The organism is Pedobacter sp., assembly GCF_046462515.1.
Lineage (GTDB): Bacteria > Bacteroidota > Bacteroidia > Sphingobacteriales > Sphingobacteriaceae > Pedobacter.
The window spans coordinates 1-13904 of the sequence record NZ_JBKGVD010000006.1 but is presented as its reverse complement, the minus strand read 5'-3'; the positions used below and the strand labels follow the sequence as shown (position 1 = coordinate 13904).

General features: G+C 36.6%; 10 protein-coding genes. 7 read left to right on the top strand and 3 right to left on the bottom strand.

The genetic code is table 11. The features are described from left to right. Positions 1-33 precede the first annotated feature (33 nt). The 6 genes from ACLHG9_RS05820 (at position 34) to ACLHG9_RS05795 (ending at position 10372) form a co-directional block, all read left to right on the top strand. Positions 34-4434: a translocation/assembly module TamB domain-containing protein gene (locus ACLHG9_RS05820; RefSeq protein ID WP_410220553.1), complete on the top strand. Its 4401-nt coding sequence runs from the start codon at positions 34-36 to the stop codon at positions 4432-4434. Positions 4435-4506: 72 nt separating this feature from the next. Next, positions 4507-5640 carry a serine hydrolase domain-containing protein gene (locus ACLHG9_RS05815; protein ID WP_410220552.1) on the top strand — a complete coding sequence of 378 codons (1134 nt, stop codon included), beginning with the start codon at positions 4507-4509 and terminating at the stop codon, positions 5638-5640. A 326-nt stretch (positions 5641-5966) separates the two neighbouring features. After that, the gene (locus tag ACLHG9_RS05810) at positions 5967-7685 is read left to right on the top strand and encodes an HAD-IIIC family phosphatase (RefSeq protein ID WP_410220551.1); all 1719 of its coding nucleotides are present in this window, start codon (positions 5967-5969) and stop codon (positions 7683-7685) included. A 1-nt stretch (position 7686) separates the two neighbouring features. After that, a complete protein-coding gene (locus ACLHG9_RS05805) occupies positions 7687-7926 on the top strand; it encodes an acyl carrier protein (RefSeq protein WP_410220550.1) in 240 nt (79 codons plus the stop codon). A gap of 4 nt (positions 7927-7930) precedes the next feature. Further along, positions 7931-9355 carry an MBOAT family O-acyltransferase gene (locus ACLHG9_RS05800; protein ID WP_410220549.1) on the top strand — a complete coding sequence of 475 codons (1425 nt, stop codon included), beginning with the start codon at positions 7931-7933 and terminating at the stop codon, positions 9353-9355. 3 nt (positions 9356-9358) lie between these two features. Continuing rightward, positions 9359-10372 carry a hypothetical protein gene (locus ACLHG9_RS05795; protein ID WP_410220548.1) on the top strand — a complete coding sequence of 338 codons (1014 nt, stop codon included), beginning with the start codon at positions 9359-9361 and terminating at the stop codon, positions 10370-10372. A gap of 149 nt (positions 10373-10521) precedes the next feature. On the opposite strand, the gene ACLHG9_RS05790 is transcribed toward ACLHG9_RS05795, so the two are convergent. Continuing rightward, positions 10522-11562: a WD40/YVTN/BNR-like repeat-containing protein gene (locus ACLHG9_RS05790; protein ID WP_410220547.1), complete on the bottom strand. Its 1041-nt coding sequence runs from the start codon at positions 11560-11562 to the stop codon at positions 10522-10524. A gap of 19 nt (positions 11563-11581) precedes the next feature. Continuing rightward, positions 11582-12013, bottom strand: a complete 432-nt coding sequence (locus ACLHG9_RS05785) for a DUF2147 domain-containing protein (protein WP_410220855.1) — start codon at positions 12011-12013, stop codon at positions 11582-11584. Between the two features lie 168 nt (positions 12014-12181). On the opposite strand from ACLHG9_RS05785, the gene ACLHG9_RS05780 reads away from it, so the two are divergent. Then, on the top strand, positions 12182-12826 hold the full coding sequence (locus ACLHG9_RS05780; RefSeq protein ID WP_410220546.1) for a cytochrome b/b6 domain-containing protein: 645 nt from the start codon (positions 12182-12184) through the stop codon (positions 12824-12826). A gap of 192 nt (positions 12827-13018) precedes the next feature. Here the strand turns inward: ACLHG9_RS05780 and ACLHG9_RS05775 are convergent, their stop codons facing one another. After that, complete coding sequence (locus tag ACLHG9_RS05775) at positions 13019-13411, bottom strand: hypothetical protein (protein WP_410220545.1); 393 nt, start codon at positions 13409-13411, stop codon at positions 13019-13021. Positions 13412-13904: the final 493 nt, after the last annotated feature.

Here is a 13904-nt window from a genome sequence, read left to right as displayed (position 1 = left end):
AAAATACTTCTTTGGGTAATAGTATCAGTCATTTTGCTGTTAATCTTAACGATTTTTGCGTTAAGGTTTAAACCTGTACAGACTTTTGTAGCCAAAAAAGCAGCAAATTATCTATCTAAGGAGCTTAAAACTACGGTAAGCTTAACCGGCCTGTATGTTAAACCTTTTAAATCTATTGTATTAGAAAATTTTTTGGTGCTCGATCTGCAAAAAGACACTCTAGCTAATTTCCAGAAATTTACTGTAGATATCAACCGGTTCTCACTTAGCGATAGAATTTTAAACATAAGGGATATACAGGTAGACAAAGGCACCTTTTTTTTAAAAGACTATAAAGATGGTGGCTCTAATTTAGATTTTATTATCGATTACTTTGAATCACCTGCACCTAAAGAAAAAAAAGGCAAGAAATTCGATATCATCTTCAATAAAATTATCCTAAACAATACCAATTTCAAGTACAAAAACCTTAAGTACAATGAAGTAAAACACAACCAGATCAATTTTGAAGATATCGATGTAAAAAATCTGAACGGCATCTTTGAAGACCTGAATACAGACAACCATATTATCCAAGCTAAGATAAAGAACCTTAATTTCAAAGAAAAAAGCGGTTTCTATCTTAAAAACTTAACCGCTTTTACCACGGTTGATAGCAATGCCATCGAGTTACAAGATTTACTTTTGGTAACCAATAAAAGCAGGCTTAAGAACTATTATCAGATGAAGTTCAAAAGCTACCGTGATTTCAGGGATTATACCAGCAAAGTTAGGATGAAAGCCAATTTTGAAGATAGCCATATTGCTTCATCAGATATTGCCTACTTCGCTCCTGAATTGGCAAAAATGAACCTCGATATCGATGCCAGTGGGCAGGTTACTGGTTACGTAAACGACCTAAAGGCTAAAAAATTTGCCGTTAATGCCGGAAAAGCCACATACATCAAAGGAGACTTTTCACTTAAAGGCCTGCCTGATTGGGAGCAAACCTTTATGGATCTGAAAATAGAAATGGCAGGCACCAATAAAAAAGACCTGGACGATATCTTGACAGATATTACGGGCAAAAAAGTAAAAATGGTGCCTGAGATTATCAATAAATTTGGCAACATTAATTTTAATGGCTATTTCACAGGTTTTCAAAATGATTTTATAGCATATGGTGAGTTCAAAACCAAACTGGGTCGCTTAAAGTCTGATGTTAACATGAAAATTGATAAAAAGGGCACACCTTCTTATAATGGAAATGTAAAGACCTATGATTTTAATGTAGGCAACCTCATAGATGAAAAACTTTTAGGCCGTATTACTTCTGAGCTGTACATCAAAGGAAAAGGAATTGAAGTTAAAGAGCTTACAGAAGACCTCAATGGTAAAATCGCTTATCTAGACTTTAACAATTACCGCTACAGAAACATTAATATTAACGGAACATTTGAGAAGAAATTCTTTAACGGGAACCTTAAGGTAAATGATAAGAACGTTCAGCTGGTATTTAATGGAGGTGTTAACCTTAACCCCGCCCTGCCAGTTTTTAATTTCACCGCCGATATTAAAAATGCCAAGCTCAAAACGCTGAATTTATTTCAGGACTCTTTAAAAATAGATGCGACCTTAAAAAGCAATTTCTCAGGAAACAACCTCGATAATATACAAGGCGATCTTACCATAGAAAAAGTAAGACTGGATAATGTACGTGGAATTTACAATATAGATTCGGTTCAGCTTAAAGCTACAGGTATAGGTATAGACAGAAGCCTTACCGTAAAATCTGATATTCTCGAAGCAGGTATCAAAGGCCAGTATGATCTTAATACCATTGTGTCTTACTTTAAATCTACGGCCAAGAAGTACATTCCATCATTAACCACAAATATCATAGAGTATAAAACCCAGATCTTTGATTTCTCCCTTCGAATAAAGAATTTTGAACCTATTGCAGAGCTGATCTCGCCGGGATTGGAGATAGACAATCAATCCTTATTGATCGGTTCATTCGATTCGCGAAACAATAAAGCCACTTTGGGTGGTATCATCAAAAGGTTAAAATTTAAAGGTATTACCGCCAATAACATCATTATTGATGAAAATACTTCGGAGAGACAATTGACCACCATTATTACATCAGATCGTATCGATATCAATGATAGCCTTAATATCAAGAACATCAACATTTCAAATATCTTACGAAATGACAGCCTTGCATTTAACATTAAGCTCTCTAATGCCGAAGATGCCAACCAGTTAGACTTAAACGGATTGATAGAATTTGCTGATGAAAACGCCAAGATCAGTATCCTTCCCTCAAATCTGCTCATCAATCATGAAGAATGGAATATTGAAGACAAAGTCCAGATCAGTTTTAGCAATGGAAAAACTTCCATTAATAACTTCTCTTTAGCCAATAAAGACCAGGAAATCACTGCAAACGGTATTATATCAGATAACGCGGCCGATCTTTTTTTATTAGAATTTAAAGATTTTAAGCTCAACAACCTTAATCCTTTTGTTAAAACACTGGGGCTAAAGTTAAACGGAAACGTAAATGGTAAAACCAAGCTCCATTCTATCCTTAAACAACCAAGGATCAGCGATAGTCTTACTATAGATTCACTCGGATTTAATAATACTTATATAGGAACCCTAACCGATACATCGAGTTTTAACAGTGAAAACAAAATGGTAAAAGTTTTCACCAAGGTGAGGGCTGCTAACAAAGAAACGGTTAATGCAGAAGGTTCTGTTGACCTCTTTCATAAAACCATAGATGTTAATGCCCGCCTAAACGATAGTGAACTGGCTATCTTAGAACCTTTTGTTAGTCGTTTGGTATCTAAACTCAAAGGTAAAATTTCGGCAAACTTATCCGTTAACGGTAGTTTAGAAAAGCCAAACATCAATGGCAGCGTTAAATTAGACGAAGCGCAATTAATGGTCAATTACCTGAAAACAACTTATATCATTTCTGATGAAATTGAAATTGAGAAAGGCATTTTAGGCATCAATAACCTCAAGCTTAAAGACCTTGAAGACCATAGCGCCATAGCCAACGGAAAAGTAGATCTAAATAATTTAGACAATCCTTATATAGATGTTGATCTGGTAGCCAATGGTTTAATGGCACTGAATACCACATCGAGAGACAATTCATTGTATTACGGAAGGGCTTACGGAACCGGAGAATTTACGTTTAAAGGCCCTACCAATAACATGTACATTAAAATTGATGCCAAAACTGAAAAAGGTACAGTATTTAACCTCCCTTTAAATAGTTCTGAAACGGTATCAGAAAAAGACTTTATTACTTTCGTAAGCAAAGACACCACTAAAGTTGTAAAAAAACAATCTTCATTTGAAGGTTTAACCATGAGCTTTAAACTTAAGATCGACCCTAATACTGTGGCCAATATTTATACGGTATTGGGTAAACTTACAGGCAGAGGAAATGCAGAGTTAGAGCTAAACATCAACAATGTGGGCGACTTTGAAATGAAAGGCGATTATGTAATAGAAAGTGGAAATTTCGATTTTACAGCTCAAGAAGTAATCAACAAAAGGTTTGATATCAGGCAGGGTGGCACCATCAGGTGGACGGGTAATCCTACTGCTGCCCAAATCAACTTAAAAGCGGTATATGCCTTATCCGCTAACCTGTCTGATTTGTACAGGGCCGCCAACCGCGATGGTAGCAGCAACGAAAACCAGAGCGTTAAAACCGAGGTAGAAATGGGTTTGAGCGGTCTGCTCTTACAACCAGACATTAAGTTAGATATTTCATTCCCGGCCAATCCGGCTATTAAAGATGAGTTACAGGCCTATTTTAATGATGGCAATAATCTTAACACACAAGCGCTGAGTTTAATTATACAACGCAGATTTGCACCAGGCACAGGTAAAGAAAACCTTACCCAGCAGTTAGGTTCTGTAGGTACGAGTACGGCAACAGAACTCTTATTTAGCCAGTTTAACAGCTTGCTTTCATCCTTAAATTTAAACTTTGTAGATATCAATATCCGGTCTTTAAACGAAGCCAGTGCTTCATTTAAATTCTTTAATGATCGGGTTATTGTAAATGCGGGCGTAATTGATAATTCTAAAAGTTCTATAGATAACTCGATAGGCTTCAGTAACAGTGTTGGACACGAATTAGAAGTACTTGCCCTAATTAAAAAAGATGGTAATTTAGTAGCAAGGGTTGCCAATAAACCACCTACACAACAAAGTATTTTCTTTAATCCAGGTATTGATCCTAACCGTAACATTACATCTTTAGGTTTGATCTACAGTCAACAGTTCGACTCTTTCTCTGAGTTCTTAGCAAAAATATCAGGTAAATACCGTAAAGAACAGAAAAAGAAAGAAGCACAGAAAGCCTCTCAGAGCATAAACAAAGATGCGATTATAGAAAAAACCAAAAAAAATCAGAAAAAATAGTCTTAACAACTTAACTTTAGGTGTTTGCTTAATGCACTAACAAATAAATACATTCAGCTTATCCCTAAATTTATGCGTAAATTCTTATCATTTATAGGCCTGCTATGCGTTGCTTTAAATACCTATGCGCAACAAAAAAATATTGATGCAGAAATAAACCAGCTCATGCAGAAAATGCAGGCTGTAGGTCTTTCGGTAGCAGTTATTAAAAACAACAAGCTGATCTACAGTAATGCATGGGGCAAAAAAGACATCGAAAAGAATACAGATCTCAGCACAACAGATGTTTTCAGAATAGCCTCTATATCCAAATCGTTCTCTGCAACCGCCATTATGCAGTTAGTAGAAGCTAAAAAGCTTTCTTTAGATGATGATTTTGGAAAATTAATTGGTTTCAGCATACGCAACCCTAAATTCCCTGATAAGGTTATTACCTTGCGGATGGTCCTTTCACATACCTCAAGTATAAACGACAGTGAAGGTTATTTCAATTTAGATGTGATCAATCCGGATAAAAACCCAAACTGGGCAAAATGCTATAGCAACAATGAACCTGGAAGCACTTACAATTATTGTAACCTTAATTTTAACATGACAGGCGCAGTAATTGAGAAAATCACCGGATTACGATTTGATAATTACATCAGAAAGAATATTCTTGAGCCGCTTGATTTTTACGGCAATTATTGCGTGGATTCTCTGGATGCAAACCGTTTTGCTACTCTTTACGAACATGATGCTTCAAAAAATAGTTTTGAGGCTTCACCTGCGGCCTATGCACCTCGCCGTGAAGAATTAAGCAAGTATATATTAGGCTATAGCACCCCCATACTCTCTCCTACCGGAGGCATGAAAACCACAGCCATAGACCTGGCAAAATATATGCAGATGCATATGAATTATGGAAAAGCCAAAGGTAAGAGGATAATCTCTAAAGAAAGTGCCAAAACCATGCAAACAGGCATTGCCAATAATGGTAGATACGGACTGGCATTAACCTCGACCAATATTATTGAGGGAAAAGTACTGAAAGGCCATACAGGATCTGCATATGGTTTGTACAGCGCCATGTTTTTTGATCCCAAAGAGAAATTTGGTTTTGTTGCCATAACAAACGGCTGTAACAGCAGCTATGCCAATCAAAATAGCGAACTGGTTCTGGGAGAATGCCTCCAGCTGTTATATCGTAATTTTATTCAGAAATAATCCTCAAAAACTATAGATGATTTTTACCTGCTCATCAATTAATTGATGAGCAGGTAGCCTGTGCTTTTGCCAGACCTGCACCTTAAAATTAGCACTGAACAGGCAGTTTAATATTAAAGTGGACAACTCTGAAACCTAATGAAAAATACCCACAATTTGTGGATTTTTTTTCCGAAAAATACCCTCCCAAAATTACCCGCAAAATTAATACCTGCTTAATATATTGGTTTTTAAGCCTTAAAACATTTTTTGCTAAATGGAATAGATTTTGCATCCTTTTTTTCTTTTTATGAAGTTTTAGCCGTTTCCCTACAACCAAACTAATTATGTATGAATTTAACCATCTCAAAAAGAACCTAAAAAGAGAATTTAATTCAAAAACAAAACTTAAGGTAGCTTTATTAGGCGATACAGCTACACAATTTCTGGCGATAGCTATTAAAGGTTATGCTTTAGAAGAGCATATCAAAATTGAGCTCTATGAAGCCTCATATAACCAGATAGACTTACAGTTTAAAAACCCTAACTCAGAACTTCATACTTTCAATCCAGACTTTGTTATCGTTTTTGAAGCTGAAACAAAACTCAGAGACGATTTTTATAAAACGCCTTTAGATCAAAGAGATCAATTTGCTCATTACAAAATAGGCCAGATAGAGGATTACCTGAATATTGCTAAAACAACTTTAAACGCAAAACTGCTGTATTTTAATTATGCAGAAGCCAACGATCAGGTTTTTGGCAATTTTGGCAGCCAATATGAAAAATCTTATATCTACCAGTGCCGTAAATTAAACTTCTGTTTGGCTGAGCTTGCAAATGCATCTACCGGTTTATACATTGTTGATCTATTAAGTCTGCAAGCTCATTTCGGAATTGATTTCATCAAAGACCAAAAAATGCTCATACAGGCAGATATGTATTTTTCTATTGATTTCTTACCTTATGTAGCCAGAGCAATATCAGACATCATCAAAGCCCAGTTGGGTATTTTTAAAAAATGTCTTATTCTCGATTTGGACAATACCTTATGGGGCGGTGTAATCGGTGATGATGGCATGAACAACATACAGATTGGCGGATTAGGCATCGGAAAAGTATTTACCAAAATACAGAAATGGGCTAAAGAACTTAAAAACAGGGGTATCATCCTTTGTGTAGCCAGCAAAAACACCGAATCTATTGCGCTGGAACCTTTTAAGAAACATCAAGAAATGGTCTTAAGAGAAGAAGACATTTCTGTTTTTATGGCCAACTGGGACAACAAGGTTTCTAATATCCAGAAGATACAGGAAATCCTGAATATTGGTTTCGATTCTATGGTTTTTATAGATGACAACCCTTTTGAAAGAGAAATGGTTAAGCAAAACCTACCTCAGGTTACCGTACCAGACCTGCCCCAAGATCCTGCCGGATATTTAGAATATATCAATTCATTGAATCTTTTTGAAACAGCAGGTGTATCAGATAATGATGCCAAACGTACAGCGCAATATAAAGAAGAAGCAAAAAGAGTTAAGGCAAAAGCTTATTTCAACAACGAAGAAGAGTTTTTGGCCAGTCTTGAAATGAAAGGTTTGGTAGAGCCTTTAAATGATTTTAATCTTCCCCGTATATCACAACTTTCATTAAGGTCTAACCAGTTTAATTTACGCACCATAAGATTTAACGAAGAAGAGCTTAAACGCTTTAACGCAGACCCCGATCATCAGGTTTTAGCGATATCATTGACCGATAAGTATGGTGATAACGGCTTAATTGCTGCCGTTTTTTTAAGCAGGCAAAAAAATGAGCTTTTTATACATAACTGGATCATGAGCTGCAGGGTATTGAAACGAAATGTTGAACAGTTTACCTTGAACAGTATTTCTAATTACGCCAAAGCAAACAACTGTACAACCATAATAGGCGAATATATTGCTAACAGTAAAAACGGAATTGTAGAAAACCATTACAAAGACCTCGGCTTTAAGCGCCACAATAACTACTGGCATTTAAACCTTTGTGATTATAAACCATTTGAAACACAGATAACAACTATTTAAAATGAACACCGAACAGATCATCCATGAACTGAACCTGATTTTTGAAGATGTAATTGACGAAGGTAGAGTTGAGCTTTCTTTAAATACCACTGCAAAAGATGTTGAAGGGTGGGATTCTTTAAACCACGTACAGATCATTTATGCCATTGAGCAGAAATATGGTATCAAATTCAGCCTTACAGAAGTACAATCATTAAATAACGTTGGCGACCTCGTAAACTTAATATCAGGTAAGATTTAATAAAATGCTTTTTTCTTCCCTTTCGTTTTTTGTTTTCTTCCCTATTGTATTCATTCTTTACTGGTCTTTGTTCAAATACCGTAAAGCCCAGAATATAGTGCTATTACTGGCAAGTTATGTATTTTATGGCTGGTGGGACTGGCGTTTTTGCGTATTACTGCTCTTAAGTTCTGTTTTTGGCTTTTTCATGGCAAAAAACATAGAGCGGTCAAATAGCCAGAAACAAAGAAACCTGCTGATGACACTCAGCGTAATTGTTCATGTGGGTATCTTATGTTATTTCAAATATTTCAATTTCTTTGTAAGTTCTTTTGTAGATCTGGCAAACGCTATAGGCTGGCAGTTAAATTTTATTCCTATTAAAGTCATATTGCCGCTTGCGATCAGTTTCTTTACTTTCCATATTTTAGGTTATACCTTTGATGTTTACCAAGGCAAGTACAAGTCATCTAACAGGTTCGTCGCTTTTATTACGCACATTGCCTTTTTCCCTCAATTGGTAGCGGGTCCCATAGAAAGGGCCAATCATTTGCTTCCTCAATTTGAGGCTGATAGAAAGTTCAGTCTGCCCAAACTCGAAGATGGATTTATGCAAATGCTATGGGGTTTCTTTAAGAAAATTGTAATTGCCGATGGCTTAGCCATGCAGGTAAACTATATTTTTGCCAATTACCATGATCTGAACGGTATTACCATAGCTTTAGGCATTATCATGTTTACTTTCCAGATGTACTGCGATTTCTCAGGTTATTCTGACATAGCATTGGGTTGTGCCCGCATGATGGGTTTTGAATTGCTGCAAAACTTTAATTATCCTTTCTTCTCGCAGAGCATTTCAGAGTTTTGGCGTAAATGGCATATTTCATTATCCAGCTGGATCCAGGATTATCTGTTTACCCCTATTTCTTTCAAGCGCAGGAACTGGGGAAAATTCGGTATTTTTTATGCGGCTTTAGTAAGTTTCACGCTTAGTGGACTTTGGCATGGCGCCAACTGGACATTTATTGTATGGGGCGCATTTCATGGTCTAGCCATTGGTTATGAACTCTTAACCAAAAAGAAGAGAAAGAAAGTATCTAAAAAATTTAACCCTGTATTTTATGCGGTTGCAAGTGGCATTATCGTATTTATTTTTTGGTGTTTTACCCAATTGATTTTCAGGGCAGAAAGCCTGCACCATGCCTGGGGCATGCTGCAAAAACTATTTACAGGCGATTGGCTGGCAAAGCCCGAAATCAGTGTAACCATGTTACTTTGGGTTGTTGGCCTGCTCATTGCAGAATGGATACAGCGCAACAAACCTTATGCTCTGGCTATTTCAAACACCAATTTCATCTTTAAATGGAGCGTATGCGCCATACTGATCATGATTATTTTTTCATCAAAAAATCTTAATAACCAAACAGAATTCCTTTATTTTCAATTTTAAATTATGAACAACTTAGTTAAAATCATCGCTGCAATAGTAATTTTAGGCGCCCTAGGTTTTTTCTTTTATACCAAAAGCAAAGACAAAGAAAGCGTGGTAAGTTCTATAGGCGCCATGTCTAATCTAAACGGCGAAACTGCTGATGCAAATGCCGAAAAAGGTTTAGACCCCAACAATTATGTGAATATACCACGCGAGCAGTTATATGACGGTTCTCAGGCTTCAAATGAAATTCTTGCCGAGCTAAAAGAACGTTATAAAACTGATTTTGAAAAATTGGTTAAAGACATCAGATCTACCGGGGCTAAAGTTGTATTCTGCTGGATCACTGCCGAGCCAGAGGTTTCTATGAATAAAATAGGCAAACCTTTTATACAAAACCTGTGTGCTCAAAATGGTGTAGATTTTGTTGACTTTGTTCCGAACATTGCCAATAAAAAAGACATCACCTTTGCGCCTGTTGATGGGCATTTTAACCAAAATGGCGCTAAAATACTGGCTGACCAAATGGCTCAAGTAATCAGAAAATACGATAACGTAAAAGCTACAGCTATATATAACAGCAGACCTGAGCTTTTAGGTGATTTTAAACCTAGCCAGAATACGATTTTAGATGGTGGTAAAAACCTGCCTTATAAACTGGTTACCAACAAACAAGGTTTAAGAATGGACCACGATCTAACTTTTCCTAAGCAAAAACAAAGAATTTTGTTGATTGGCGATTCTATGTTTGAGTTCCCGTTCTTAGACAATGCCAAAACAGGTTCGGGCTTGTTGCAAACCATGTTCCCCAATAAAGAAGTGTTAAACTCAGCTAAATTGGGCTATTCTATAGATGATTATCTTTCTCTTTGGGAGGACAGGGCAAAATATACAGAACCTGATATTATCTTCTTACAATCAAGCGGAGACGATATTTCTGACCTGTTCTTTAGCCATCGCTTACGCTACAGTAGAACTCCCGAAAAGATCAAACCAAGCGAAAAAGAAGCTGCCTATTACAAGACTTTAAATTAAAGGCCGCAAAGAAAGGGTTTCTAAAGTTTTCGTCATTCCGTACCTGGTACGGAATCTTTAAATCAAGGCATCTGCCTCCTAAGATCCTGAAACAAGTTCAGGATGACGGTAATGGTACTTTTAGAAACCCTTTTTAATAGATATGATGTTTATTTATTAAGATCATTCTTAACAGACACCAGTTTAAATACCTGCCCCTTATTACCTGCCAACACCACAAGATTACCATTTTTGGCCTTTTGAACAGCATTAAAGCTTAAATCAGATATTTTATTCCAGTTTTTACCACCGTCATTAGAAATATCTGTACCAGAAGTTCCTGTAGCAATACATAACTTATCGGTCAAATAATCTACACCAGAGCGGTACCCGCTTACCTGCGTTTTAGGCTTTTTCCATGATCTGCCACCGTTGCGGGTAATTAGCACGTTGTTTGTATTTTCTTTGTCTTTAAGGTAATTGCCACCAACTACCAAACCTTTGCGGTGATCAAACATAGCCATAGAAAAAACACCTGTACTACTTTCACCCTGAATAATCGGACATTTAAAAACCTTCCAGTTTTCGCCGTAATTAGCAGAGAAATAAATCTTAGAAGTACTTCCGCCTGTGGCTATCCATACCTTACCATCCTTTTTAACCACAATAGAAGTTCCGCTCGCCGCAAAACCAGCTTCTCCCATTGTTAAATCAGGTTTTAGATTATCGCTGATGTTCTGCCAGGTTAAACCTCCATCGCGTGTGCGTAAAAGCTGCATCCTGTTCCTGATCGGATCGCCAAATATGATCCCATGCTGCATATCCCAAAAGGCCATTCCATCCAGAAAAATATCTGAATCTGTATTTTTATAAACTTCACGCCAGCTATTGCCGCCGTCAATAGTGTAAAGAATATAGGCCGGAGAACCCGCGTTAATCACAATGGCTTTTAAATGATCAAAAGCTTCAATATCCCTGAAATCGCATTTTTCGTAGCCTTTGGGCTGTACCCATTTCCATGTTTTCCCCGCGTCGGTACTTTTGCCTATATAGCCGTTGCTGCCACTTGTCCAGATAATATCATCATTAACAACAGACAAACCTCTTATACTGGTATTCTTACTGTTATCTATGAGCGTAGCCAGATTGTAAGTTTGGGCCCTGACTGTTATCAAGGTAAAAATGAGTGCGATTGTTAATTTAAATTTCATAGTGCTAGATGTTTTTGGTTTATTTAACGCGCTTCCAGCTTTCAGTTCTCCCTAAAAGCGAAACGCCAATATATCCTCTTATATTTAAGGTATTGTGATCTTTAAGAGTCATATTACAGCTATACGTTTTACCCGATTTCGGGTCGTAGATCTCCCCTCCTGTCCATTTGTTATTTTCGTAGCTAAAATCCTTTAAAATCTCAAGCCCCAGAACACTCTGCCCCCTTAAATTCTCTTTAGGGTTTTTAACATCTTTTTTAGGTTTACCTGTTTCATCATTAGGTTCTTTTAACCATACCAGTTTACCAAAATATTTATCACCTCTTTTGTATATCTCAATCTGTCCTTCGCCCGACGGGTTAATCCATTTGCCTAAAATATCGTCTTTGCTCTGCGCAGATACCATAAAGGAACTAAGGCAGATGATCAGGAATAATGCTGCTCTTTTCATCATTTGAGTAGGATTTTTAATATGTCTAAGATAAAGTTAGTAAAATTATATGGATAGTAATATTTTCTTTGAAGAGTACATTTCTTTTCTATCTCAAAAACAAGGTTTCTCCTTAGGTTAAAAGCAACTTCAGAATGTCTTCATTTTTCAATTCTACATTTAATCCATATGAAAAAAGAAGCTCAGGTAAAGTACCCCGCATCCATACGTTTTTGGCACTGGGGCAACACATTGGTTATTTCAGGTTCGCTGGTAACCGTACTGATCAATTCGACCTTATTTGATGGCAGATCTACCAGAGATTTTGTGCAAAAGGAACTTGCCCATGCAGGTGCAAACGTATCTCAGGAACAGGCAAGAGCCGTTGTGCATGGGCTGGAAGACAAAGTTTGGGATATACACATCTATTTTGGTTATGTACTTACGGCGCTTTTCCTTTACAGGCTTATTGTAGAGATCAGGGCGGATAAAAACCAAAAAGTTTTTCGGAAATTTTTAGATACCTTAAAAATATATTTATCAAACCAGGCGTTTAAAAGCACAGCAAGATATGAACTGGGCATTAAGCTGTTGTACCTTGTTTTTTATACCCTTTTGCTCATCATGGCAATTACAGGTTTAAGTATTGCTTTTGACGATAATCTCGGGATTTCCAGATCGTTGAGCCATTCGCTAAAAGAAGTTCATGGATTTTGCATGTACCCTATCCTTGGCTTTATTGTACTGCATGTTGGTGGTGTTTACTTTGCCGAAAGAAAAAATAAAAAAGGAATTGTATCTGATATGATCAATGGCGGGAAAATGAACAATTAAATTATGATCTGCTTAAATTAACCGTAATCTTATTGGTCTAAACATCGCCTTACCCCACAAAAGTGTATTTTGTTTACATATCCTTCATTATGAATTTCCTTTAAACAATTCGGAGATCGTTATCTCAGGCAAAATCCCAACCCGCCCGTGATAGCCAGAAATGGCTTGACAAAGTATGAACAGAAGATAGCATTACCTATCTTTATTTTCATTATATGAACTCTTTTTCTTCATGATAAAGATAATACCCGAAGTTTCTCCTGTTCCTTTATATGAAGAATTTAATCCAAGCGTGTTAACAAGCTCAAATTGATTTTCTATCATATAGTTAAGCACGGCCGCATATGATTTTTTGTTTGTTAGATGCCCAGAGTATATTTTACCTTTTTCAATCTGTTCGGGAGTATCCCCTAAATCTACCTGTACTTTCAGTTTTTTAGAGAGTGCTTTGCCTTCAACTGATATGTAGGCGTAATAATATCTATCATCTGGTATTTTTTCGGTATTTGAGCTTTGGGCAAAAGTAAATTTTGCTAATAAGACCATTATTGCTAAGGCCATTGTGGTAAAAAGCATTCTTTTCATAATCATTTCATTAATGTGTGTATCTCAATTATACTCATTATTAGAAAGAAAGGCAACGTTTTTAACAAATAAACCCTATCGTATCAGAGAATTTACCATGTTACACATATGCAATAATTACAATTTCAGCAGTAGCTCTATCAACAGCGGTTACAGTTTTTGTAATTTTATCTCTATTGCGATTTAAAAGTGTTATTCAACTATTTTAGCAATCATTTCATTTATTGTCTGCCCAATCCATTTCTCGCTCATTTGAGGACGTTTATTAGGTGTTCTGCCATTCAATTGGATATTTCCTGCCGAACCAACAGGTTTTGTTTCATTAATGATGATTTCCTATACATTACCAGACGCATCTTTTTTAATGTAAACGCCATCAAAACCGTTGTTGCTGCCAATCTTGGCATCATGCTTTACAAAGCCATTGGTTGCAAACATCTCATCGGCCAGTTGCTCGGTCTTTGTTCCGGCGGCATCACCGTGCAGTATAATA

Bases quoted from the DNA above. Each gene is read 5' to 3' on its own strand.
- ACLHG9_RS05800 (WP_410220549.1), top strand. From the start codon at position 7,931: ATGCTTTTTTCTTCCCTTTCGTTTTTTGTTTTCTTCCCTATTGTATTC.
- ACLHG9_RS05775 (WP_410220545.1), bottom strand. From the start codon at position 13,411: ATGAAAAGAATGCTTTTTACCACAATGGCCTTAGCAATAATGGTCTTA.
- ACLHG9_RS05790 (WP_410220547.1), bottom strand. From the start codon at position 11,562: ATGAAATTTAAATTAACAATCGCACTCATTTTTACCTTGATAACAGTC.
- ACLHG9_RS05810 (WP_410220551.1), top strand. From the start codon at position 5,967: ATGTATGAATTTAACCATCTCAAAAAGAACCTAAAAAGAGAATTTAAT.
- ACLHG9_RS05785 (WP_410220855.1), bottom strand. From the start codon at position 12,013: ATGAAAAGAGCAGCATTATTCCTGATCATCTGCCTTAGTTCCTTTATG.
- ACLHG9_RS05780 (WP_410220546.1), top strand. From the start codon at position 12,182: ATGAAAAAAGAAGCTCAGGTAAAGTACCCCGCATCCATACGTTTTTGG.
- ACLHG9_RS05815 (WP_410220552.1), top strand. From the start codon at position 4,507: ATGCGTAAATTCTTATCATTTATAGGCCTGCTATGCGTTGCTTTAAAT.
- ACLHG9_RS05795 (WP_410220548.1), top strand. From the start codon at position 9,359: ATGAACAACTTAGTTAAAATCATCGCTGCAATAGTAATTTTAGGCGCC.
- ACLHG9_RS05805 (WP_410220550.1), top strand. From the start codon at position 7,687: ATGAACACCGAACAGATCATCCATGAACTGAACCTGATTTTTGAAGAT.